We start from the raw sequence: 22,647 nt of genomic DNA, 5'->3' as shown, positions 1-22,647 counted from the left end.
CTCAGTGATCCCCCGCACAGCTTGTGTGTGAAATCCGACTTCTTCCCATTTGAGGAACGCCATGAAACACGCTTCCCTGAAGATGCTGGCCGGCGCAGCTTTTGCGTTGATGTTGGCAAGCACTCCGGCGCTAGCGAGCGACAACTCGTCGTCGAGCGATCAGCAGAAGGCGGCGCCGCTGTATCCCGATGCGACCCGCAAGGAACCCAAGCTCGACCTTACCGATGCGAAGGAACAGAAGACGCTCAACGAAGGCCTCGATGCTGCGCAAGCCAATGACAAGGACAAGGCCACGCAGTTGTTGCAGCCGATCGTCGACAGTAGCAAGAGCAAATACGCGCAAGCGATGGCTCTACAGGGACTGGCACGCATCCATGCCACCAACAACGATCTGCCAGGTGGCATTGAGCTGCTGAAGCGCGCACTCGATAACGGCGTACTGCCAAACGATGCGTACTTCCAGCTCGAATACCAGCTCGCCACGTTCTATCTGCTCAACACGCAATATCAGCAGTCGATCGACACCGTGGAAAAGTGGCGCGCCGAAGGCAAGAAGGAAACGCCTGAATCCTATGCATTGGAAGGCGAAGCCTACTACCGTTTGCAAAAATATCCGGAATCGATTGCAGCCATCCAGAAAGCGCAATCGATGACCAACAAACCGGACCCGCGCTGGAACCAGCTGTTGATGCTCGATTACAGCGACTCCGGGCAGAAAGATAAGGCCGCAGCGCTGGCGAAGCAGCAGGTCAGTGCATCGCCGACCGATCCGACCAGCTTCCACAATGCGCTCAGTCTCGATATCCAATCGCAGAACTACGCCGATGCACTCAAGCTGATGGAACAGGCCAAGACGAATGGCATGGTCACTACCGAAGGTGACTATACGACGATGGCCAAGCTCTACATGAACTCCGCGCAGGATTCCTCGACTTCGGATCCAGGCCCGGATTCGAGCAAGGCGGTGGCGGTGCTGGAGGAAGGCATGAGCAAGGGCGCGGTAAAGCCTTCCGCCGAAAACTACACGCTGCTGGGCGATGCACATATGATCGGCGGCGACGCAGATGCTGCCGCCGCCGCTTACCAAAAGGCCATCCCGCTTGCTACCGATGGCGAGCCTTCATACAAGGCTGGCGTGGCGCTGTTGATGGATAACAAATACAGTGCGGCCAAGTCGCTGCTGCAACAGGCCATCAGCAAGGGCGTGAAGCATAAGGGCAAAGCCTACATGGCATTGGCGCAAGCGAATGCCGGCCTAAAGGATAAAGCCGCTGCTGCCGAAGCAGTCATGGACGCGGAGAAGGATCCCGAAACTGCTGCGCAAGCTAAGGCCTGGTTGCAAAAGGCTGGAGTAGGCAGCTGAAAATCACCGCACTAAGGCGTGTGTATCAGCGGGACGGATGGACGTCCATAAGGATTGCCATCCATCGCCTACACGAAAGCTATACAAACGCTATGTGCTGTTGTACCGTTGGACTTTTCCCGCATTGTCCAGTGGCAAATGTCACCCTCTTGGGAACGGCTTTGCCGCAGGGTGCTGCGACCACGTCATTCCAATTGACTAGCTCCTGATTGAAAGCGACAGATGGCCTCAAGTAACGAAGATACCGGCGCTAAGCCGTTCAGTTGGGGGCGCACATGGGCGTTGGCGGTAGCCATTGCGCTGCATGCGTTTGCTTTCCTCATACTGATCGCGCCAATGGCCCCCCCGAAGACGGCGGAAGTTCAGAAAGAAAAGACCGTGCAGGTTAATTTCATCGAACCGCCACCACCACCACCACCACCGCCGCCGCCGCCGCCGGAGCCGCCGAAGCAGCCGCCGCCGAAGATCATCAAGCAAGTTGTACCGCCGCCGACTCCGCCACCGCCAGCACCACCGCCGGCCGTGGAAGAAGCGTCGACCAACCCGGCTCCTTCGCCGCCGCCAGCACCGCCAGCACCACCGGCGCCACCGGCGGACATCACGGCAAGCCAGGACATCAGTTACAACAGCCGTATGCAGCCGAGATATCCGCCGCAGGCCATCCGCCAACGGCATGAAGGCACGGTGACATTGTTGATTTTGGTGGCCGTGGATGGCACGCCGAAGGACATCAAGGTCGACCAGTCCAGCGGCTTCCGCGAACTGGATCGCGCGGCAATTGAAGCGGCCCAGAAATGGCGCTTCAATGCGGAAACGAAAAACGGTAAGAAGGTTGAAGGTTACGTGCGCGTACCCGTCAACTTCAATCTCAATCAGCTGTAATACCTATTACAGTTACAGTTCACGCTTGACTTCCAAGGGTAGCGTTTATGTTCCAACAGACTCCTGCTTCCGATGCCGCCGCTCCGGCTCTGGGTGGCAACGCCAATGCAATGGCCATGCAGCAAATGGGTTTCCACGACCTACTCAAGAATTTCGATTTCTTGGGTTGGATTGTTTTCGTGGTGCTCGTCATCATGTCCTTTGCCTCTTGGTACTTCATCATCGCCAATGCCATCCGTAACTCGATGGTCCGCGGTCGCGCTGACGGCGTGATCAATGGCTTCTGGTCCAATAATTCCACCCAGGATGCAATTCGCGAGCTGGAAGCTCAGCCCAAGGGTGAACCCTTCTCGAAGATCGCCCTGGACGCCGCATCTGCGGTGGCGCATCACCAGCAGGCTGCCGCCGGTGGTGGTCGTCTCGCAGAATCGCTCAGCCGTTCGGAGTTCATCGATCGTGCTCTGCGTCAGGCCGTCGCTCGGGAGAGCCTGCGCCTGGAAGGCGGTATGACGCTGCTTGCTACGGTGGGTTCGTCTGCACCTTTTATCGGTCTGCTTGGTACGGTTTGGGGCATTTATCACGCCTTGATTCGCATTGCAGCCTCCGGTAACGCCTCGATGGAAGCAGTGGCCGGTCCGGTGGGTGAAGCGTTGATCATGACCGCGTTCGGTCTGTTCACCGCTATCCCGGCCGTGCTCGCCTACAACTTCTTTACCCGTTCGAACCGCCTGACCTACGCCCGCTTCGATGAGTTCGCGCATGACCTGCACGATTTCTTCGCTACCGGCGCGCGTGTCGAAGGCGTCGCTCCGACCCAGAAGTGAGGATTGACCCATGGCGATGAGCTCCGGAAACGAATCCGGCTCGCCGATGTCGGAAATCAACGTCACGCCGCTGGTCGACGTGATGTTGGTGCTGCTGATCATCTTCATGATCACCGCTCCACTGATGTCGCACCGTATTACGGTGAAGCTGCCCACGGCGAATCCGAAGACCACGGATACGCCGCCGCTGACTCCACCTGTGGATTTGGCCATCAAGGACGATGGCAGCATGTACCTCAACGACGATCAGAATCCGATTTCTGATGCCGAACTGAAATCGAAATTCGTGGTTCTTGCGTCGATGTCGCCACAACCCGAATTGCAGATTCGCGCGGCGAAGGACACCGAGTTCAAGACAGTCCGCAAGGTGCTTGGTGACGCCAAGGACTCGGGTATGGTCCATGTCGGCTTCATGACGACCGGCAAGGAGTAATGAGCCATGGCATTCAGTAGTGGAAGTGGCAAAGGCCCGATGGCCGACATCAACGTTACGCCGCTGGTCGACGTGATGCTGGTGTTGCTGATCATCTTCATGATCACGGCGCCGATCATGACGCACAAGATCAAGATCGACCTGCCGCAGCCGAATCCGAACATCATTCCGCCGAGCAATCCGCCGGAACCGGTGCACTTGAAGATCGATCAGTCCGGCGCGTTCTACTGGAACGATACTCCGGTGGACGAGCAACAGCTGAAAACGCAGATCGCGGTCATTGCGACCAAGAGCGAAGCGGATCAGCCGGAGGTGCAGATCGACGCGGCTGACGAAGTGCCTTATCAGACCGTTGCGCGCGTGTTGGCTGATGCGAAGAGCTACGGGCTGAACAAGATCGGCTTTACCGATAGCAACGGGCAGTAACGGCAGCGACAGAATCGGAACAGTTCAGTCGTATAGCTTGCCAGCGTTACCCACAGAACCCCCGCTTATGCGGGGGTTCTGCTTTCACGCATGGCGTGCATCGAGTAGCCATCGAATGGCCGTCCAGACGGCCGTTGTCAGCGCAATATCTGCAGGTAATTGCGCACGGTATTGGCCAGCCCCTCATAAAGGGCTTCGCCGATCAGGGCATGGCCAATCGAGACTTCGGCAAGCCCGGGAATAGCGGCGCGCAAGGTGCCCAGATTCGCCTGGCTGAGATCGTGTCCTGCATTGACCGCCAGGCCAGCCTGCTGCGCGCGGCGCGCGGTATCCACGCATAGGGCCAGTTGCGCAGCGGCGTCGCCTTCCGCAAATGCTTCCGCATAAGGGCCGGTATAGATTTCGATCCGTTGTACGCCGATATCCACGGCGTGTTCAAAGCCACCCGCACCCGGATCGACGAACAGACTTACGCGACAACCCAATTCCCGCAGTTCCGCTACCAACGGGCGCAGGCGTTTGGCATCCTGGATCAGGTCAAAGCCGTGATCGGAAGTGATCTGGCCGTCGCTGTCAGGCACCAGCGTCACTTGCGCAGGACGTACTTCGTGGCATAAGGCGATCAATCCCGGGTATTCACCGCGTGGGCCGGCAAATGGATTTCCCTCGATGTTGTACTCCACGCGCCCACGCAGCAATGCGGCCAGGCTGCGCACGTCATCCGGACGGACGTGCCGCATGTCCGGTCGCGGGTGCACGGTAATACCACCGCAGCCTGCCTCGATGCAGGTTGCCGCAGCGGTAGAAATATCCGGTTCGCTGCCGCCGCGCGAATTGCGCAATACGGCGATCTTGTTGAGATTGACGCTGAGCAGGGTCATGGATGGCAAGAATTGATTCGTGGGCCGGACACAGTGCGCCGTTCATGGTCCGCCGGCAAGTGTCCAGACGCGGATCTGTTTCGGCTTTCCCCGCCAGGCAAGGCTGGCGACATATCCTGCTGCAAGATCCAGTGACCGTATCTGCCATTCGCTTGCATCATCTCCATCCAGCCAGAGCAGGCGCGTTGAGTCCTGCGCTACGGTAAGCCGTAATCGATGTAGCCCGAAGGCCAAGCCCCGGCCCAGTGCTTTGAGCATGGCTTCCTTTTCCGTCCACAATCGAAAAAAGGCCAGTTCGCGCGCCGTATCGTCCAACGCCGCCAACGCCAACGTTTCTTCTGCATGAAAGAAGCGTTCGGCGAGCTGCGCTGCACGCGGCCGAGCGCGGATGCGTTCCATATCGATACCGGGAACGACGTCGCGTGCTATCGCGATAGCTGCCTTGTCCGCACTATGCGACCAGTTGAACTGGAGAACCTGACTCCGTGGTTGGGAAAGTTCGGGACGCCCGTATTCACCAGTCACCAGAACCAAGTCATCCGCAGGCAAGCCCAAGTACGAACCGAGCAAAGCAAGCAGCGGCCCACGTCGCGTCGATCTTTGGTAATCGAGCAGCCAGACGTGGATCGTGTCGCTGTCCAATTCGGAAGCGATCCCGGCGATTTCGTGGCGATGGATCGTTCGCATCCGGGCATGCTGCCGGAACGCCGCGGCATGATACAAGCACGCGGCATTCCCCGCCTTGGGATGCTGAGCCGAGAAGTCAGCGAATCAGACGCTCATCCACCAGGCTCTTCACCACCCCTGGGTCGGCAAGCGTGGAAATGTCGCCAAGCTGGTCGGGTTGGTTCTCGCCGATCTTGCGCAAGATGCGGCGCATGATCTTGCCCGAACGAGTCTTAGGCAGGCCCGGCGCCCACTGAATGTAATCGGGTGTAGCAATGGGACCGATCTCTTTGCGCACCCAGGCAACCAGCTCCTTGCGCAAGCCATCGCTGCCCTGTTCACCCGCCACCAGCGTGACATAGGCGTAGATACCCTGGCCTTTGATTTCATGCGGACAGCCCACCACGGCCGCTTCGGCAACCTTCGGATGGGACACCAGCGCGCTTTCCACCTCCGCGGTGCCGATGCGATGGCCGGAGACATTGATCACGTCATCGACGCGGCCGGTAATCCAGTAATAGCCGTCTTGATCACGACGCACGCCGTCACCGGTGAAATAGTTGCCGGGATAAGCCTTGAAGTAGGTGTCTATAAAACGTTGGTGATCGCCATAGACGGTACGCATCTGGCCAGGCCAGGAATCGGTGATCAGCAAATTGCCTTCGGCGGCGCCCTCCAGCACGGTGCCGCTTGCGTCCACCACCGCGGGCTTGATGCCGAAAAACGGCAGCGTGGCCGAGCCAGGCTTGGCATCGATGGCGCCCGCCAACGGTGTAATCAGGATGCCGCCCGTTTCGGTTTGCCACCAGGTATCCACGATCGGGCAGCGTTCATCGCCCACTACGCGGTGATACCACTCCCAGGCTTCCGGATTGATCGGCTCACCTACCGAGCCGAGCAGGCGCAGGCTGGCGCGGGAGCATTTCTTCACCGGCGCTTCGCCCTCGCGCATCAGCGCGCGGATGGCGGTGGGTGCGGTGTAGAACAGGCTGACCTTGTGCTTATCCACCACCTGCCAGAAACGGCTGAAATCGGGATAGTTCGGCACGCCGTCAAACATCACGGTGGTCGCGCCGTTGGCGAGCGGGCCGTAAACCACATAACTGTGTCCGGTTACCCAACCTACGTCGGCGGTACACCAGTAGACATCGTCTTCGCGCAAGTCGAACACCAGTTCATGCGTGTAACTGGCATAGACCAGATAACCGCCGGATGTGTGCAGTACACCCTTCGGCTTGCCGGTGGAGCCGGAGGTATACAGGATGAACAGTGGATGCTCGGCATCCATGGGTTCCGGTGGGCAGTCGGCAGACTGGCCTTCCATCAGCACGTGGTAATAGCGGTCGCGAGGCGACTGCATCGGCACGGCCGCGCCAGTCCGTCTCACTACGACTACGGTTTCCACGCTGTGGGTGCCAGGCCGTTCCAGGGCGGCATCGACATTGGCCTTGAGCGGAATTTTCTTGCCGCCGCGCACACCTTCGTCGGCCGTAACGACCAGTTTGGCGGTGGAATCGGCGATGCGGCCCCCCAGCGAGTCGGGCGAGAATCCCCCGAATACCACCGAATGCACCGCGCCGATGCGCGCGCACGCCAGCATCGCGACCGCAGCCTCGGGAATCATCGGCAGATAGATCGCCACGCGATCGCCCTTGCTTACGCCCAGGTGCTTGAGTGTGTTGGCGAACTTGCAGACCTCCGCATGCAACTGGCGATAGCTGATGCGCCGCGAATCAGCCGGATCATCGCCCTCGAAAATGATCGCCGTCTTGTCGCCCCGGGTTGCCAGATGGCGATCCAGGCAATTGGCCGCGACATTGAGCTGTCCGTCGTCGTACCAGCGAATATGCAGATCTCTGGGATCATAGGAGACATCGCGGATCCGGGTCGGCTTCTTCGACCATTCCAGGCGTTCCCCGATGCGGCCCCAGAAACCATCGGGATCCTTCACCGACTCGGCGTACAGCCGCGCATAGTCGGCCTTGCGGATGAGCGCCTTGGCGGCGAATGCGGAATCAACCGGATAGACCTTGGACATGCTTGCCTCCTGCTCACCGTCTACCGGGAGCACACTCGTGAAAACCGCAGGACACCTTCGCGTCGTGTCAACCGCTCGAGTGTAGCGTTTAGGTGGCTAAACTGCCAAAGGTAAGTTCTGGCATCAATCCTGCGACGGCTTGCCCGGGCCACGCCAGGCGCTTGCCGCTTGATCCCCGGTTCCGGCTGCGCATGGGATTTCGATACGAGCCTGCGCAAAGGCCAGCACTGTAACGATGGGCCGACAACGCCAACGAACAGCCATCGTGCCCGCGCCATGGCGGATGAAGCGCAGCATCCAAGCAAGCAGCGGCGTGATCAGGAGCAATCCGCACATGACGGGTGGTCGTCATCCCAAGTACAGAACTGGCGAGCATAATGCCGGGTCCATGTGGAGAGCATGATCACCACCACCACCTCGCTACGCCTCCGATCTTATGATGGACCATCGACCAGGCGTGCCAAGGGAGGGAAACGATGGCTGACCAGAATCCATCCACATCGGCACCACAGCGCAAGCGTTTCGCTTTCTTGGGCGCCGTCATCGACTGGCTGGCCATCGGCCTGGACCATTGCAAGCCCATCCGTGTTTCACTGTTGGTGCTGCTGCTGGCGGCGCTGGTGATCAGCAACGTGGACCAGGCCAGCGAACTGTTCCTGATCGCCATGTGGGCGGATCCCAGCAGCACCCGCTATCTGTTCCTGCTTGCCACCAGTGCGCTGGCCGGTCTCGCCATCTGGTATACGACCCATAACGCCTACCGGCTGGTGTACCCGCGCTGGCCGGCGTTGCAGGATCCCCGCGCCGCGGGTTTGCGGCAGTGGCTACCTCGCGTGCTGGGCATCCTGGTACCCCTGCTGCTGCTGTTCGGTTACCTGATGGCATTGCGCAGCATTCCGCACGCAACCTGCACGACCGATTTGCAATGCCATCGGCGCAATCTGCGCACCGCCGGCCTGCTGGTGGAAGCCGCGGCGATGGTCGTCTTCTTTATCGGCCGGCAACAATGGCTGGCTGCGACAGAAAATCACGCCGGAGGCGTGCCGCCGGCCGAAGCCAGGGCCGAATCGATTACCGTGCTGGGCACCGTACCGATCAGTCTGTTTATCGCCGTATTGATGCTCAATGTGCTGATCACGGTGCTGGTGCTGATACAGCCGCGTCAGTTCGACGGCATGGGTTCGTTGGCCGTACTTCTGATAGCCGGCAGTTTCTTCTGCATGAGCGGCGGATTTCTATGCATGCTGGCCGATCGCCGCGGTATCCCGCTGCTGACCTTGCTGGCAGTACTGGCGATGAGCCTGCATGCGCTGCACCTCAATGACAATCACCGCGTGCGCCAGTATCCGGCCATGAGCACGCATCAACGGCCGGGCGTTCCACCTCCCGACCAGCGTCCGGCCTTCGATGACTATGCCCAGGCCTGGCTGCAAAGCCGTTGCAACCGGCAACGTGCCTGTCCCGTGATCATGGTATCCACCGAAGGCGGTGGCCTGCGCAGCGCTGCGTGGACCGCGATGGTACTGAGCCGGTTTACCGCGCTGGTCGATCAATCGTTGCCGCCCGACGGCGGCGAACCGCAGTTCGAGCGATATCTATTTGCGGCAAGTGGCGTATCAGGCGGAAGCCTTGGCTTGGCTACCTATGTCGCCGCGTTGCAGGTAGCGCCGCAAACCGGGCTGGCCGCGCAGGCGCGCAGCGAAAACATGCTCGACCACGATTTCCTCGCACCGGTCATGGCGAACGCATGGTTTGTCGACTTCACGCAGCGTTGGTTGCCAGGTGCGTGGTTCGACGATCGTGGCCGGGCGCTGACGCGCGCCTGGGAACAGGCTGCACAAGCACAAGGAATGGCAGCATTTGCCCAACCTTTTGCCCAGCTTTATGAAGATAGAAGCGGCCGTGTAAACACCCATGCCCCCGCGCTGTTCCTCAACAGCACGACGGTTGGGGAAGGCTGGCGATTCATCCAGGATCCATTTCGGCCATTCGCCGAAAGCCCCTGGACCACCGCTTACGACGCCTCCAACTGGCTGGATCCGCGCGTACCACTCAGCGAAGTGGCGCTCAACAGCGCACGTTTCACCTACCTGAGCCCCGCCGGCACGCTGCAGACCGCCACCAGCTCCAACTCTTCGGCGGCACCGGCCGCGTTGCAACTGGTGGACGGCGGTTATTTCGAAAATTCCGGCGCCACCACCTTGCGTGAACTGATGCATCGCCTGCGCCAGATCGCTGCGAAGCAGGCGCAGCCGTTGCAGTTCGTGGTGCTGCATATCAGCAACGATCCGAGCTTGCAGGATTTCGTCGATGCGCACGATCCCAAGCAACCGTTGCCGTATTATTCGGCGGCATGCCCACGCACGCCCAGTCCGACAGAGCGCGCGAACTATGGCGAGGCCACGGCGCCGATCGTGGCCTTGCTGGATACGCGCGATGCACGCGGCGAATTCGCCCGGGCCGGGTTATTGGCGGCGTTGCGCATCGATCCGACCGATGCGGGTGAGGGCGACGTGCTGTGGCATATGCGGCTTTGTCCCGGCAATTACCCGCTGCCGCTGGGTTGGACGATCTCGCCATCCGTGTTCGAGGAAATGCATCGGCAGCTCGAACAAAATTATCCGATGTCCGCGATGGCAACATGGCTGGCACAGCGACTGCAACAGGCAGGACGTCGCTAAGCGTAGCGTGGCCCGAGATAGAGCCATTGCGTGCTCGGCCGCAGCAAGCACAGCCTGAGTATGCATGCCCTGCGAGAGATTGGCGCTGACAAGCCGGCAGTCGCTGGGAGCGAGCAAAGGGATGCGAACTCCCTGGCACATCACTCTGGAGACTTTTTCAATCGTTCACGTAGCGAGCTGACATCCGATGTGGATATGGCGCTCGCCCGATTTCCCCATGCGTTTCGTATATAGGTCACCAGCGCAGCGATCTGCGCGTCGTCGAGTTTTTCTGCAAAGGCAGGCATGGCCAACGCTGTAGGAGAGCTTTTCGTTGCGGGCAGCTTCGCGCCTTGCAGTACCGTAGCGATAACGGTATCCGGCTCGGAAGTGGTTACGCTGTTATTACCACGCAATGCTGGGAATACACTGGATTCGCCGTTGCCATCTTCCATATGGCATCCTGTGCATTCGTCCTCGTAAATGCCGGCACCATCACGCATGACATGGGCATCGGGGACAGCTATTCGGTCAGGTCTCGGGCCCTCAACACCTTTCAAGTAAAGCGCGATGGCTTGCAGGTCAGCTTGCGTGAGGTACTGTGTGGACTGTTCCACCGCTTCTGCCATGGGGCCGGCGGCAGTGGCTTGCCGGCTACGCCCCGTTTTCAAATAGTCGACGATATCCTGCTCGCTCCATCGGCTGAGACCATCTTCTTCACCCTGGCCCAGATTGGGTGCATACACATTTTCGGCGAAGCCGCCCTGTAAGGGATGTTTGTGATTGGCCGCGCCGAGGATGTTCTTGTCCGAATGGCATGCGCCACAGTGACCTGCGCCTTGCACCAGATATGCTCCGCGATTCCATTGGGGAGATCTGTCGTCGCGGTAAGCATACGTGCCTGCACGGAAATAAAGTGCATTCCATGCCGCCATCGCATGCCGATTACTGATGGGCCAAGGTAACATCGGTTCGCGATCTACCTGGCGAACCGGCGTCAGGGTGTCCAGATAAGCCTTGATATCGTGTACGTCAGATCGGCTGAGCCGGGTGAACCACGGATAAGGAAAGGCCGGATACAGATGCTTTCCCTGCCGATCGATTCCATTGTGCATCGCCTGGTAGAAATCATCGCCCGTCCACGTGCCGATACCGGTATCGCGATCGGGCGTAAGGTTGTCGGAATAGATGATGCCAAATGGCGTAGGCACTGGGCGACCACCTGCAAAGGCTGCGCCACCTTGCACGGTATGGCAGGCTTCGCAATCACCTGCCTTCACGAGGTATCGTCCATGCGACACACTGACGAAGTCATGCGAACCGAGCCGATCTTGTGCCGCAAATGAAGGGACGATCGTACAGGCAAGCATGGCCACGATGAGTGCGATGCGTTTCATGGCTACATCAGCGATCCAGGATTCTTTATATAGCGTTGAATGGCCTCTGCTGCCCAGAAGGTCAGCGCGCCGACCGTGCCGGTCGGGTTATAGCCGGGGTTTTGCGGGAATACGCTTGATCCCAGGACAAACAGATTGGGTACGTCCCACGACTGCAGGTAGCGGTTTACCACGCTAGTGTTCGGATCCGTACCCATGGCAGCGCCGCCCGTGTTATGCGTGGTCTGATACGGCACGATGGAGTAGTCGCCCGATCGTTGCTCCACCTTCAGTCCCTTGATGGGCATCGCGCGGGCAATGCGTGCGCCTTGGTCGGTGATGTATTTGGACATCGCATGCTCGTTCGGCTGAAAGTCGAACGTGAGACGCAATAGTGGATTGCCATAGACGTCAGTGTAGGTCGGATCCAGATCAAGATAATTGGACCGATAGCTCATCACGCTGCCATGTCCCTGGATCCAGGTCGAGCGCAGATAATCCTCGTGAACCGCTTTCTTCCAAGCCGAACCCCACTTGGGTGTTTGGTCCGGCAGATACTCCTGCAGGATTGGGCGGCCTCCCGTATTCCACAGGCAGATATAACCACCGCCAATAAAATTCAGCGGACCATGATCGAAATTGTCACCGTTGAAGTCATCGACTACCTGTCCGAGGGCACCGGCGCCCATGAAAGGATTGATAATGTCTTTGAACGTTACGCCAATGGTACTGCTCATTTGATAGGCATAGTTGCGACCGACCACTCCCTGGCCGGTGCCGGGATCATAGGGTTTGCCGATCTTCGACAGCAGTAATAGGTGTGCGTTGTGATATGCGAATGCGCACAAGGCGACGATATTTGCAGGCTGCTCGTATACCTTGCCGTCGGCACCGACATACGTTACGCCAGTGGCTTTCTTTCCGGTGGAGTCAGTGTTGATACGTGTAACGTCGCAATAGGTGCGGAAGCTGAAGTTTGGCTTCTTCAACAGCACCGGCAAAATGGTGGTCTGCGGGCTCGCCTTGGAGTAATTGCCGCAACCGAACCACTCGCAAAAGCCACAGAAGGTGCATTGTCCCATTTGTACGCCCAGCGAATTAACGTAGGGGCGCGATGCATTTGCAGCAGGACAGGGAAACGGGTGCAGTCCCAGTTCCTTGGCCGCCTGATCGAAAAACGTGGTAGAAGCACTGCGACGCAGCGGTGGAAGCGGAAAATCGCGGCGTCGCGGCCCTTCGAACGGGTTACCGCCTGGCTGAATCTTGCCGCCGATATTGCCAGCTTGCCCAGAAATGCCGCATAGATATTCCCAGCGGTCGTAATAAGGCTCCATCTCATCGTAGGTGACGCCCCAATCTTGCAAGTTCATGCCTGGCGGTATGAATTTTTTACCGTAGCGCTGTTCGGTATGGCTACGCGCGACAAAATCCGTGGGAAGGAATCGCCAGTTCTGTCCGTTCCAATGCACGCCCGCACCCCCGACACCGGCGGCAGGCAAGAAGGACCCTAGCTTTCGCATCGGCAATGCAACTTGGCTGGTCGTGTTTCGGAACGTCAGCGTCTCGCGTGCAGTTTGCTCGAACCCTTGCTTGCGCACCGCATAGCGCAACTCGTCCTGTATTTGCGCCGTAGAAAAATCTGGCACGGTGTCGCGAAATGCACCTCGCTCCAACGCAAGCACTTGTAGGCCTGCGTTGGTCAATTCCTGCGCAAGGATCGATGCGGTCCAGCCGAATCCAACCAGGACCACATCGACAGCGGGCATGCGCTTGTCCGGCGTCATGCTTCTACCTTGGGAACGCGGCCGCCCAAACTCACGAAAGGTTGGTTATAAGGTTGGCCAAACTTGCCGATTTCTTCGAGGTAGTTGTACCGGGGCCCTGGAAATCCGATCAATTTCCAACCGATGAAATCGCGGTTGCCACCATAGATGGGATCGGCAAAAAAGCCTTCCATGGTGTTCTGCAGCAGGGCTTCAAAGAAAGTGTCCTTGGGAATACCCGTCATGGGCACGTTTCCCTTTTCCAGCGCATGCAGGACGTCATCCTGCTTCGAAGACGGCAATACCGCAAAGATGGCGCCGTAAAGTTGCCTGCAATGTGCCTCAACGAACGGAATGGCGCTGCGATAGAGCTCGGAGGGTGTCAGCGAGAGCTGATAGCCCTGTTGCTCCGTTCCCAGTTGCCAGGGCCCTTCCATATACCAGCTAGAGGCCCGCCCGAAGCTTCCGGCTAATTGGCTATCGATGAACTCTGCGACTCCAGCTTCCAATGCGCCTGGGCCCAGTTCATCCGCGGGTATCAGTCGGGCTACCGCAGCACGAACAAAGCGCATTTCGCCAGCGGTGAAATACTTTGTTGTGGGGGCGGAACGCGAAGTCGTGCACCCGCCAAGAAGCAGTACGGGTAGTGTGGAGGCCGTCAACACGAGGAAACGCCGGCGTGAGAGGCAGATATCGTCTGCATCGCGCGAATCGTATGTTGCAAGAACCGTGCTTGTCCGCATCGCTAGGTTCGCCTTCCACAGGAAGTGTGCATGCCGCAACAACACGACCTATGCATCTTGGAATTCGTGCGGTAGAAACATAGTGAAGGCAGCATCACGGCTTCGAAAAGAAGGCCGACTGCAATGGGATGCTTCACGCCACCGCCACGCAGGCAATCACTGCAGGCAAACTGTTTTGAATCTTCCGCCCGGCGTGGCTGCGCGGACGGAAGATCTGCGGAGCGCTTACTGCCCGGCGGGCAAATATTTCTCGAACCAGTTCAACGCACGCTGCAGAACATCGCGCTGGTTGGCCGGGTTATAGAAATGATGGCCTTCGTTGGCGTACACCACCAGCGAGGTGGGCACGCCCAGCGCACGCAATGCATGCCAATATTCAAATGATTGCGGTGCGGGACATTCCGCGTCGCGCTCGCCCACTACGATCAGCGTTGGCGTCTTTACTTTCTTGATGAAGTTGATGGCCGAGCTTTTCGCATAGACTGCTGGATCGTCATACACGGATGAGCCGAAGAACGGGATCATCCATTGGTCGATCAAGTTCTGGCCGTAGTAGCTCTGCCAATTGGCGATGCCTGCACCCGCCACCACGGCGCGGAAACGTTGTGTCTGGGTCGGCACGAACATGCTCATGAAGCCACCGTAGCTCCAGCCGGTCAGGCCAAGCCGATGGTCGTCCACTGGCACCATCTTTTCGACCGCATCCACGCCGGCAAGCGTGTCGCGCAAATCGCCATAGCCGAAATCCTTGCGATTAGCCTGCACGAACGCCTCGCCCCCGCCGAAGCTGCCACGCGGATTGGGCATGAACACGAAATATCCGAGCGTGGAAAAAGGCACGGCGCCGTAACCCACCGAGGGCCAATGCTGCAGGACGGCCGCCGACGGACCGCCGTGGATATTGACGATCATCGGATAGTGTTTATGGGAATCGTAATGAGCGGGATACAGCAGCCATCCCTGTACATGGAAACCCTCGTTGTCCCATTCCACCGACGTGGCCTTGCCCCAGCTTGGCTTCAGATCGGCGTTGATCGTGGTGACCGGGGCGGGAGCCTGACCGTCGAGTGGACCGGCGTAGACTTCCGGCGCCGTTTCGAAAGACGATCCGCTAAAAGCAAGATAACGATGATCAGCCGACAGGGAGAGCGCCAGCAGTGCCGTTCCATCACCGATGTAACCGGGTACCGTAAACAGCACGCGCTGCTGTTGCGCATGGTTGTCCCTGAGCGTGTAATGCGCCACCTCGGCTTGGCCATCGTGCACTTGGTCGACCAGCATGGAGTCCGGCCCACTCCAGCTGAACCAGGACGGTGACACGCGGATACCGGGGGTAAGATTGATCGGGGCGCCGCCACGGGCAGGCACGCTGTAGATATCGCCACCGGTCGAGCCCTCATCGCTCATCAGTCCGCCGATGAAAGCAATGCGCGAACCATCCGGCGACCAGCGCGGCAATGCGATCTGCAATCCATGTAGGGATCCGCTTACGGTCGCGGGATCGACCAGTGCCGTGCGCGGCGCGCCGGGTTGTACTGGCTGCACGTACAGCTGCGCAATCCACCAGTTGTTGTCGCCGGGTGCCGGTGCTGCCACGTAGGCGATGCCCTGGCTATCGGGTGCCCAACTGAATTCGTAGACATAGCTGCCTGCTGGCGTGACTTGCTGCAGTGAGCCACCTTGCGCGGGGAGCGTGGCAACACGTTGTACTTCGATACCTTCTACCCCGATCTCGCCAATCGCGGGCTTCGCTGCCGCGACTGCGCTGGCGCGGCGGGTGGCGCCTTCCACATAGAGCATGGCCACGGTCTTGCCGTCCGGCGACCATTCCAGTGCATGCACATAGCCGCGCAGGCCGGAAGATAGGCGCACGGGTTGGTCCTGGCCTTGCGTGTCCAGCACATACACATCCGGCTGCTTGCCGCCTATGCCGGCGCGCGAACTGGCGCAATTGGAAAGAAATGCGAGGCGGTGCGAATCCGGCGCCCAAGCCAGGCCATATTCGCTGCAGTCGCCCGGCTTGGTGGCCAGGCCGATACGGTGCGCGTGCTGACCGTGCGCATCGGCCAACATGATGCCCGGTTTGTCATTCGTCTCCACCACCCAGGCCAGTTGTTGCCCATCCGGCGATAACGCCACTGCATCGATGTCACGCACCTTGCCTAGCTGGGTAAGTAGTGTGCTGATTCGCGGATCAGTGGCGTTTGGCGCGTCGGCAAACGCCGCGGGAGCGAGCAGGGCCGCCAGCAATGGCAGCAACAGGTGGGGTGTCTTGGGCATGGCGGGTGTTCCGCAGGTACGGGAAGCCCCTAACGCTAACAGTTCAATGGGTCCATGCCCATGTGCATGAAGGCATTGTCCATGGCAGCAAGGAATGCGCCCAGTGCTTGATGCTGCGCCAACGGCGATCACCTATGCCTTCCTACAAGTGAGGCCACCCGCGCAGGACAGCAACCGTTTCCTGAAGCAGGATGCGATGGCCTAGGGCGAAGCGTTTCATAGCGGACTCAAGTGCGCGGCAGCCGGCATAGCGCGCCAGCTTTCCCTGGGTGATGCGAGCACGGCAGCTGGATGCATCGCGGCAGGGCATGGGCCCGGTTCCTCGCGTGTGTTGGCTTGGCAATCCCGGCGGTCCAGCGCATGTGCTCTGAAAGTGCGTGGACCAAGATTCCTGGCGGTCGCCGTCACCGGCATCGCTTACAATTCCGGCATGAAAATCGCCTCATGGAACGTAAACTCGCTGAAGGTGCGCATGCCACACCTCACCCAGTGGCTTGCTGATGCGCGGCCGGATGTAGTGGCCTTGCAGGAAACCAAACTGGAGGACGCCAAGTTCCCGGTCGACGAACTGGCCGCCGCCGGCTACCAGGCGGTGTATGCCGGACAGAAGACTTACAACGGCGTAGCCATCCTGGCGCGCAATGACACCGGCCTGCGTTTCGACGACATACTTACCGATGTTCCCGGCCTGGACGACCCGCAGCGGCGCGTCCTGGCGGCCACTGTCGGCGGCGTGCGAGTGGTGGATCTCTACGTTGTCAATGGCAAGGCCGTAGGCGACGAGAAATACATCTACAAGCTGCACTGGCTGGAACGAGTCCGCGACTTTCTTGCACAAGAGATCCAGCGGCATCCGAAGCTGGTGGTGCTCGGTGATTTCAACATTGCGCCGGACGATCGCGACGTCTACGACCCCGCCGGCTGGGGCGAAGAGGTGCTGTGCTCGCCGCCGGAACGGGCTGCCCTCAAAGCGATCACCGCGCTGGGCCTGCACGATAGTTTCCGGCTGTTCGAAGCCGATGCCGGCCACTACAGCTGGTGGGACTACCGGCAGGGCGCGTTCCGGCGCAACATGGGCCTGCGCATTGACTTGATCCTGCTTGGCGATGCCCTGAAATCATCGGCCAGAACGGCCACTATCGACCGCGAACCGCGTCGCTGGGAGCGACCTTCCGACCACACCCCGGTCACGGTAGACCTGGATATTTGATAACGATGAGCGACATCAAGACCGACTGGCCCAGTTCCCTGGACGACAACGAGCTCGACGAGCTCGACAACTATCTGCGCCTGCATGCCCGGGACGGTCATTTGCTGCTCGATGGCGTGCATGGCCTGCTGAGCGCGCTTTCCGTCGGGCCCGTGCAAGTGCTTCCCGAAGAATGGCTGCCTGAAGTGTTGCATGAGCCGTTTGCCGATGAAGCGGAAGGCAACCGCATGTTGGCGCTGCTGGCCAAGCTTAATGATTCGATCAGCGCCGAGCTCGATGTCGATGCTTACGAGCCGATCCTTGGCGAGATGGATACCGATACCGGTCCCATGCTGTCGGCCGCAGGCTGGTGCGAAGGTTTCAGTCGCGGCATCGACCTGCGTGCAGGACTGTGGGAAAAGCGCCTGGCCGACGATCCATCGCTGATGGAAATGCTCGGGCCAGTCATGGCACTGGCCGTCGACGAAGGCATCCTGAGCGCGGAAACCGAATTCGAGAAGCTTAGCGACGAGGAATACGACGAGTGCCTGGCGCAACTGCCCGCGGTGCTCGGGGCCGTTAGCCATTATTGGTACGAACATCCGGCCACCGAGGCGGAAATCGACGCTTTCAACCAAACCGGCGATACCAGTAATGACCATGCGGCACCACCCCGCCAGCGCAGCGGGCACTGGGTGCACTAAACAAAGAACAGGGCATCGGAGGCCAGCTCCCTGGCCTGCCGATCGAACTGCGTGGATGCGGGAAACACTCCGTTCACTTTGCTCTGCTTGGGTGTGCGGCGTAGCGCAACCATCATGTGGCGCAGACCTTCTATCGGAGCATGGCATGACCGAGCGCCGCATTCTTCGCCGCATTCGCGGCATCGACACATCCGACGGGGCGGGCGTCAAGCTCAAGCGCATCATCGGCCAGCCTGGGCTGGACATGCTCGACCCTTTCCTGTTGCTGGACGAATTCCGCTCCGACCAGGCGGGCGATTACATCGCCGGTTTTCCCGAGCATCCGCATCGCGGTTTCGAAACCGTCACCTACATGCTGGCCGGCCACATGCAGCATGGTGATAACCACGGCAATCGTGGCAACCTCACCCCGGGCAGCGTGCAATGGATGACCGCCGGACGCGGCATCCTGCATTCGGAAATGCCGCAGCAGGAAAATGGCCTGATGTGGGGTTTCCAGCTGTGGGTGAACCTGCCGTCCGGGGACAAGATGACTGCACCGCGCTACCAGGACATCGGTCCGGAGCGGATACCGGTTGTTCGTCCCGCTGACGGGGTGACGGTAAAGGTCATCGCCGGCACCCTGGGTGACGCCAGCGGTCCGGTAGCGGGTATCGCCACTGCCCCGGTCTACCTGGATATTGCGGTCGAGGCGGGCGCCGGAATCGATATTCCCTTGCCGCAGGAGCACCACGCCTTCGCTTACGTCTTTGACGGCAGCGATGCCCAGGTTGGCGGCGAAACGCTTTCGCGCAGCGAGCTGGCGGTGCTGTCCCAGGGTGGCAGCGTGCGCATCGCCGGTCGCGAAACCCCGGCCCGCGTGCTGTTGGTGGCCGGCCGGCCCCTGCAGGAGCCCGTCGCGCGCTACGGCCCGTTCGTCATGAATACGCCGGAGCAGATCCACCAGGCCATTGCCGATTTCCGTGCCGGCAAGTTCTAGACCGGCCGCTTCAGTCCATCCGCCGCCCTGCCGATAGCGATATCGGTGGGGCGTTTTCTTTCAGGGGCGGTGGCACGACTGATGCTCAGGGTCGATGCTGGCAATTGTTAAGTCTGCTGCTCGAGAGCAAGATGGCCCGGGCTACTTTTTCGTCGTTAAATAAAGATTAATCCAAGCGGCTTCATGTGCCTGTACAATGATGCTTCGTAAAACTTTCAGAAATAAACCATAACAGGTTGTTTTAAAAGACCATGACCGTCCTGACCCTTACATTGATCATGCTGGTATGCGCCTTCGCGGCGGTTGCCGTGAAGCGCGTGCCGACAGGACAGGTCCACAGTCTCTACCGCCACGGCAAGCCCGTGCGGCTGCTGCAGCCCGGAACCCACGTCGTGTTGCCGTTGCTGGACCGTGTCGGTCATCGCATCGATCTTGGCGGCCGCACCTTGAGCTTCGATGCTTCGCTGGTGGAAACCAAGCCCATGCATGGAACGGTCTATTGGCAGGTGCTGGAGCCGGAGCGTGCCGATGCGGTGATCGAGCAGGCCGACCAGCTGATCCGCAACCGCGTACTCGACGCTCTGCATGCCGAGGTGGAAGCCGGCGATGAACAACGTCGCGAAGTAGCCGCCCGCCTCAAGTCCAACCTCAACAGCCATCTGCGCGAACGCGGCGTCATGGTCACGCGCGTGGAACTGGAAGCAGCCTGAGCAAAATACGAACTGGCCAGGCTGCCCGAGAAGCACCGGTCCAGGGGATCCTGAAAGCATCGACCCGCTACGGCGGGTCTTCTTTTTTTACTCGATTCTGGCATCCGGGAGCATCCGCGCCGATACTGCGCGGCCTGTCCCGAAGGAACGTTCCATGACCGATCGCGCCGTCCTGCAAGTCCGACTTGAACAGGGCATCGATGCGCTCGGAGTGGCGCTGCCGGCCGATGCAGTGCCACGCCTGCTCGATTACCTTGCCTTGCTGGAGCGCTGGAACGCGACGTACAACCTCACGGCCGTCCGCGATCCGGCCGAAATGGTCACCCGCCACCTGCTTGATGCATTGACCATCCTGCCCTACCTGCAGGGCGAAACCCTTGCGGACCTGGGTACCGGCCCGGGTCTTCCGGGTATTCCGCTGGCGATCGCGGCGCCCGGCCGGCAGATCCTGCTGGTCGATTCCAATGGCAAGAAGGTGCGCTTCCTGCGCGAGGCGATCCGCGCGTTGAAGCTGGAAGGCGTGCGCGCCGTGCAATCGCGCGTGGAGGAAGTGCAGGGCCAGTTCGACTGCATCACCGCCCGGGCGTTCGCCAGCCTCGCCGACATGCTGGGCTGGGGCGGGCATCTGCTGGCGCCGCACGGCATCTGGCTGGCGATGAAAGGCAAGGCGCCGGACGACGAGTTGCCTGGCGTGCCGGCTGCCTTCGAGGTGCGCCGCATGCACGCCCTCAAGGTACCCGGGCTGGAATCGGCGGAGCGCCACCTGGTCGTGCTCGGCCGCCGCGCCACCAGCCAGTAAAGCTGCCCTGAAGTCCACCGGCATGCCCGGTTTTTCCAGGTTACAGCCCACATCCTGCTAATCTAGCCGTCCTTTCGAACACGCACGGTACCGGACGAGACATGGCCCGTATCATCGCTGTCGCCAACCAGAAGGGTGGCGTCGGCAAAACCACGACCGCTGTCAACCTCGCCGCGGCGCTCGCCGCGGCGAAGCGCAAAGTGTTGCTGGTCGATCTGGACCCGCAGGGCAACGCGACCATGGCATCCGGCGTGAATAAGCACGAGGCCACTCCCAATGGCTGCGAAGTGCTGCTGGGCGAAGCACCGATCGAGCAGGTCATCGTTGCCACCGAAGCACACTACGACCTGCTGCCGGGCAATGGCGACCTCACCGCGGCCGAACTGAAGCTGATGGATGCGCTTGCGCGCGAAAACCGGCTCAAGGAACAGCTGGCGAAGATCGCACCCAAATACGACATCATCCTGGTCGACTGTCCGCCGACCCTGCACCTGCTCACCGTCAACGCGCTCACCGCCGCCCATGGCCTGCTGATTCCGGTGCAGTGCGAGTATTTCGCGCTGGAAGGTCTTTCCAGCCTGCTCGACACGGTAAAGGCCGTGCGCCAGCACCTCAATCCGCAACTGGAGATCGAAGGCCTGCTGCGCACCATGTATGACGTGCGCAACAACCTCGGCAACGAAGTCTCCGCGCAGCTCACCCAGCATTTCGGCGACAAGGTGCTGCGCTCGATCATCCCGCGCAACGTGCGCCTGGCCGAAGCCCCCAGCCACGGCCAGCCCATCCATCTGTACGACCGCAGTTCGCGCGGCGCCATTGCATACATCGGGCTGGCCGGCGAGATCATCCGCCGCGAGCGTGGTTCGCAGGCGGCGGTGGCGGCGCTGCACGCCATGCACGGCAATGCGCCCGAGGAATCGCTGGAAGCCTCACATCTGGATCAGGAGTAAGCATGGCAGCCCCGAAGAAACGCGGACTGGGACGCGGGCTCGACGCCCTGCTGGGCGGCGGCGATGCCGGTACGCCATCGGTGATCGAACAGGAAGGCGAACTGCGCAGCTTGCCGATCCAGTACATCCAGCCCGGCAAATACCAGCCGCGTCGCCACTGGAATGACGAAGCACTGGACGAACTGGCCGCTTCAATCAAGGCGCAAGGCTTGATCCAGCCCGTGGTCGTGCGGGCAATCGGCAAAAACAGCTATGAATTGATCGCCGGCGAACGCCGCTGGCGTGCCGCGCAGCGCGCCCAGCTCAGCGATATTCCGGCACTGGTGAAGGACGTTCCCGAAGTCGCCGTGCCGGCCATGGCGCTGATCGAAAACATCCAGCGCCAGGACCTCACGCCGCTGGAAGAAGCCGACGCCATCAAGCGCTTGATCGACGATTTCGACCTCACTCACCAACAAGCTGCCGACGCGGTAGGCCGTTCGCGCGCCGCGGTATCCAACATGCTGCGCCTGATCGAACTGCCGGCCTCGATCAAGCGCTTGCTCGATGACGGCAAACTGGAAATGGGCCATGCCCGTTGCCTGCTCACCTTGCCCGAACGCGATGCGGAGGCGCTGGCGCTGGAAGCGGCACGCAACAACTGGAGCGTGCGCGAACTCGAAGACGCCGCGCGCAAGGCGCAGACCGCGCCCAAGGGCAAAGCCAAAAGCGCGCCGGCGCGGGACCCTAATGTGGATGCGCTGGAGCGCGAGCTGGCCGAACGCTTCGCCACCAAAGTGGAAGTCGCGCACGGCCGTGGCGGACGCGGCAAACTGGTGATCCATTACCACAGCAACGACGAGCTGGAAGGGATCCTGGGCAAGATGCGCTAGACCGTGGCCGCCCTGCCGCCGCCTGGATCGTGAAGTATCCCGTGTAACGCACACGACATCGTTTCGAATGCTTTGCATGGTAGGAACACTGTATGCCGGTGTATGCCGG

General features: G+C 60.3%; 20 protein-coding genes. 13 read left to right on the top strand and 7 right to left on the bottom strand.

What is annotated here, in order from left to right; genetic code table 11:
- Nucleotides 1–61: 61 nt before the first annotated feature.
- The 5 genes from ISP15_RS04200 (at nt 62) to ISP15_RS04180 (ending at nt 3,928) form a co-directional block, all read left to right on the top strand.
- Complete coding sequence (locus ISP15_RS04200; RefSeq protein WP_404545455.1) at nt 62–1,363, top strand: tetratricopeptide repeat protein; 1,302 nt, start codon at nt 62–64, stop codon at nt 1,361–1,363.
- 222 nt (nt 1,364–1,585) lie between these two features.
- Nucleotides 1,586–2,245 (top strand): energy transducer TonB, encoded by a 660-nt coding sequence (locus ISP15_RS04195; protein WP_404545453.1) that lies wholly within the window; start codon nt 1,586–1,588, stop codon nt 2,243–2,245.
- A 47-nt stretch (nt 2,246–2,292) separates the two neighbouring features.
- A complete protein-coding gene (locus ISP15_RS04190) occupies nt 2,293–3,069 on the top strand; it encodes a MotA/TolQ/ExbB proton channel family protein (RefSeq protein WP_404545451.1) in 777 nt (258 codons plus the stop codon).
- Between the two features lie 10 nt (nt 3,070–3,079).
- On the top strand, nt 3,080–3,502 hold the full coding sequence (locus ISP15_RS04185; protein ID WP_404545449.1) for an ExbD/TolR family protein: 423 nt from the start codon (nt 3,080–3,082) through the stop codon (nt 3,500–3,502).
- 6 nt (nt 3,503–3,508) lie between these two features.
- Complete coding sequence (locus ISP15_RS04180) at nt 3,509–3,928, top strand: ExbD/TolR family protein (RefSeq protein WP_404545448.1); 420 nt, start codon at nt 3,509–3,511, stop codon at nt 3,926–3,928.
- Nucleotides 3,929–4,065: 137 nt separating this feature from the next.
- Here ISP15_RS04180 and ISP15_RS04175 read toward each other — a convergent pair whose 3' ends face one another.
- The 3 genes from ISP15_RS04175 to acs all read right to left on the bottom strand — a co-directional run bounded on the left by ISP15_RS04175 (nt 4,066) and on the right by acs (nt 7,513).
- The gene (locus tag ISP15_RS04175) at nt 4,066–4,809 is read right to left on the bottom strand and encodes a pyridoxine 5'-phosphate synthase (protein WP_404545709.1); all 744 of its coding nucleotides are present in this window, start codon (nt 4,807–4,809) and stop codon (nt 4,066–4,068) included.
- A 42-nt stretch (nt 4,810–4,851) separates the two neighbouring features.
- A complete protein-coding gene (locus tag ISP15_RS04170; protein ID WP_404545446.1) occupies nt 4,852–5,496 on the bottom strand; it encodes a 4'-phosphopantetheinyl transferase family protein in 645 nt (214 codons plus the stop codon).
- 76 nt (nt 5,497–5,572) lie between these two features.
- The gene (gene acs, locus ISP15_RS04165) at nt 5,573–7,513 is read right to left on the bottom strand and encodes an acetate--CoA ligase (protein ID WP_404545445.1); all 1,941 of its coding nucleotides are present in this window, start codon (nt 7,511–7,513) and stop codon (nt 5,573–5,575) included.
- A 476-nt stretch (nt 7,514–7,989) separates the two neighbouring features.
- On the opposite strand from acs, the gene ISP15_RS04160 reads away from it, so the two are divergent.
- Complete coding sequence (locus ISP15_RS04160; RefSeq protein ID WP_404545443.1) at nt 7,990–10,194, top strand: hypothetical protein; 2,205 nt, start codon at nt 7,990–7,992, stop codon at nt 10,192–10,194.
- 140 nt (nt 10,195–10,334) lie between these two features.
- On the opposite strand, the gene ISP15_RS04155 is transcribed toward ISP15_RS04160, so the two are convergent.
- The 4 genes from ISP15_RS04155 to ISP15_RS04140 form a co-directional block, all read right to left on the bottom strand.
- On the bottom strand, nt 10,335–11,570 hold the full coding sequence (locus ISP15_RS04155; protein ID WP_404545442.1) for a c-type cytochrome: 1,236 nt from the start codon (nt 11,568–11,570) through the stop codon (nt 10,335–10,337).
- A 2-nt stretch (nt 11,571–11,572) separates the two neighbouring features.
- A complete protein-coding gene (locus tag ISP15_RS04150; protein WP_404545440.1) occupies nt 11,573–13,333 on the bottom strand; it encodes a GMC family oxidoreductase in 1,761 nt (586 codons plus the stop codon).
- A complete protein-coding gene (locus tag ISP15_RS04145) occupies nt 13,330–14,100 on the bottom strand; it encodes a gluconate 2-dehydrogenase subunit 3 family protein (protein ID WP_404545438.1) in 771 nt (256 codons plus the stop codon). Before ISP15_RS04145 ends, ISP15_RS04150 begins: the two co-directional genes overlap by 4 nt.
- Before the next feature lie 180 nt (nt 14,101–14,280).
- On the bottom strand, nt 14,281–16,335 hold the full coding sequence (locus tag ISP15_RS04140) for a prolyl oligopeptidase family serine peptidase (protein WP_404545434.1): 2,055 nt from the start codon (nt 16,333–16,335) through the stop codon (nt 14,281–14,283).
- A gap of 430 nt (nt 16,336–16,765) precedes the next feature.
- On the opposite strand from ISP15_RS04140, the gene xth reads away from it, so the two are divergent.
- The 7 genes from xth to ISP15_RS04105 all read left to right on the top strand — a co-directional run bounded on the left by xth (nt 16,766) and on the right by ISP15_RS04105 (nt 22,538).
- Nucleotides 16,766–17,545 (top strand): exodeoxyribonuclease III, encoded by a 780-nt coding sequence (gene xth / locus ISP15_RS04135; RefSeq protein ID WP_404545432.1) that lies wholly within the window; start codon nt 16,766–16,768, stop codon nt 17,543–17,545.
- A gap of 5 nt (nt 17,546–17,550) precedes the next feature.
- Nucleotides 17,551–18,228, top strand: coding sequence for a YecA/YgfB family protein (locus tag ISP15_RS04130; RefSeq protein WP_404545430.1), 678 nt, complete (start codon nt 17,551–17,553; stop codon nt 18,226–18,228).
- A gap of 145 nt (nt 18,229–18,373) precedes the next feature.
- On the top strand, nt 18,374–19,207 hold the full coding sequence (locus ISP15_RS04125; RefSeq protein WP_404545428.1) for a pirin family protein: 834 nt from the start codon (nt 18,374–18,376) through the stop codon (nt 19,205–19,207).
- A 251-nt stretch (nt 19,208–19,458) separates the two neighbouring features.
- Nucleotides 19,459–19,917: an SPFH domain-containing protein gene (locus ISP15_RS04120; RefSeq protein ID WP_404545426.1), complete on the top strand. Its 459-nt coding sequence runs from the start codon at nt 19,459–19,461 to the stop codon at nt 19,915–19,917.
- Between the two features lie 154 nt (nt 19,918–20,071).
- Nucleotides 20,072–20,716: a 16S rRNA (guanine(527)-N(7))-methyltransferase RsmG gene (gene rsmG / locus ISP15_RS04115; RefSeq protein ID WP_404545424.1), complete on the top strand. Its 645-nt coding sequence runs from the start codon at nt 20,072–20,074 to the stop codon at nt 20,714–20,716.
- 101 nt (nt 20,717–20,817) lie between these two features.
- Nucleotides 20,818–21,666: a ParA family protein gene (locus ISP15_RS04110; protein ID WP_404545422.1), complete on the top strand. Its 849-nt coding sequence runs from the start codon at nt 20,818–20,820 to the stop codon at nt 21,664–21,666.
- A gap of 2 nt (nt 21,667–21,668) precedes the next feature.
- On the top strand, nt 21,669–22,538 hold the full coding sequence (locus tag ISP15_RS04105) for a ParB/RepB/Spo0J family partition protein (protein ID WP_404545420.1): 870 nt from the start codon (nt 21,669–21,671) through the stop codon (nt 22,536–22,538).
- The last annotated feature ends 109 nt before the right edge of the window (nt 22,539–22,647 follow it).

The sequence above is a fragment of the Dyella jejuensis genome (genome assembly GCF_044904675.1).
Lineage (GTDB): Bacteria > Pseudomonadota > Gammaproteobacteria > Xanthomonadales > Rhodanobacteraceae > Dyella_B > Dyella_B jejuensis.
This window is presented reverse-complemented; position numbering and strand designations above follow the sequence as displayed.

What these genes read in the sequence shown, in the direction of transcription:
- ISP15_RS04105 (WP_404545420.1), top strand. Translation starts at nt 21,669, where the DNA reads ATGGCAGCCCCGAAGAAACGCGGACTGGGACGCGGGCTCGACGCCCTG.
- acs (WP_404545445.1), bottom strand. Translation starts at nt 7,513, where the DNA reads ATGTCCAAGGTCTATCCGGTTGATTCCGCATTCGCCGCCAAGGCGCTC.
- ISP15_RS04185 (WP_404545449.1), top strand. Translation starts at nt 3,080, where the DNA reads ATGGCGATGAGCTCCGGAAACGAATCCGGCTCGCCGATGTCGGAAATC.
- ISP15_RS04170 (WP_404545446.1), bottom strand. Translation starts at nt 5,496, where the DNA reads ATGCGAACGATCCATCGCCACGAAATCGCCGGGATCGCTTCCGAATTG.
- ISP15_RS04120 (WP_404545426.1), top strand. Translation starts at nt 19,459, where the DNA reads ATGACCGTCCTGACCCTTACATTGATCATGCTGGTATGCGCCTTCGCG.
- ISP15_RS04110 (WP_404545422.1), top strand. Translation starts at nt 20,818, where the DNA reads ATGGCCCGTATCATCGCTGTCGCCAACCAGAAGGGTGGCGTCGGCAAA.
- ISP15_RS04150 (WP_404545440.1), bottom strand. Translation starts at nt 13,333, where the DNA reads ATGACGCCGGACAAGCGCATGCCCGCTGTCGATGTGGTCCTGGTTGGA.
- ISP15_RS04190 (WP_404545451.1), top strand. Translation starts at nt 2,293, where the DNA reads ATGTTCCAACAGACTCCTGCTTCCGATGCCGCCGCTCCGGCTCTGGGT.
- xth (WP_404545432.1), top strand. Translation starts at nt 16,766, where the DNA reads ATGAAAATCGCCTCATGGAACGTAAACTCGCTGAAGGTGCGCATGCCA.
- ISP15_RS04125 (WP_404545428.1), top strand. Translation starts at nt 18,374, where the DNA reads ATGACCGAGCGCCGCATTCTTCGCCGCATTCGCGGCATCGACACATCC.
- ISP15_RS04175 (WP_404545709.1), bottom strand. Translation starts at nt 4,809, where the DNA reads ATGACCCTGCTCAGCGTCAATCTCAACAAGATCGCCGTATTGCGCAAT.
- ISP15_RS04140 (WP_404545434.1), bottom strand. Translation starts at nt 16,335, where the DNA reads ATGCCCAAGACACCCCACCTGTTGCTGCCATTGCTGGCGGCCCTGCTC.
- ISP15_RS04200 (WP_404545455.1), top strand. Translation starts at nt 62, where the DNA reads ATGAAACACGCTTCCCTGAAGATGCTGGCCGGCGCAGCTTTTGCGTTG.
- rsmG (WP_404545424.1), top strand. Translation starts at nt 20,072, where the DNA reads ATGACCGATCGCGCCGTCCTGCAAGTCCGACTTGAACAGGGCATCGAT.
- ISP15_RS04160 (WP_404545443.1), top strand. Translation starts at nt 7,990, where the DNA reads ATGGCTGACCAGAATCCATCCACATCGGCACCACAGCGCAAGCGTTTC.
- ISP15_RS04195 (WP_404545453.1), top strand. Translation starts at nt 1,586, where the DNA reads ATGGCCTCAAGTAACGAAGATACCGGCGCTAAGCCGTTCAGTTGGGGG.
- ISP15_RS04180 (WP_404545448.1), top strand. Translation starts at nt 3,509, where the DNA reads ATGGCATTCAGTAGTGGAAGTGGCAAAGGCCCGATGGCCGACATCAAC.
- ISP15_RS04130 (WP_404545430.1), top strand. Translation starts at nt 17,551, where the DNA reads ATGAGCGACATCAAGACCGACTGGCCCAGTTCCCTGGACGACAACGAG.
- ISP15_RS04155 (WP_404545442.1), bottom strand. Translation starts at nt 11,570, where the DNA reads ATGAAACGCATCGCACTCATCGTGGCCATGCTTGCCTGTACGATCGTC.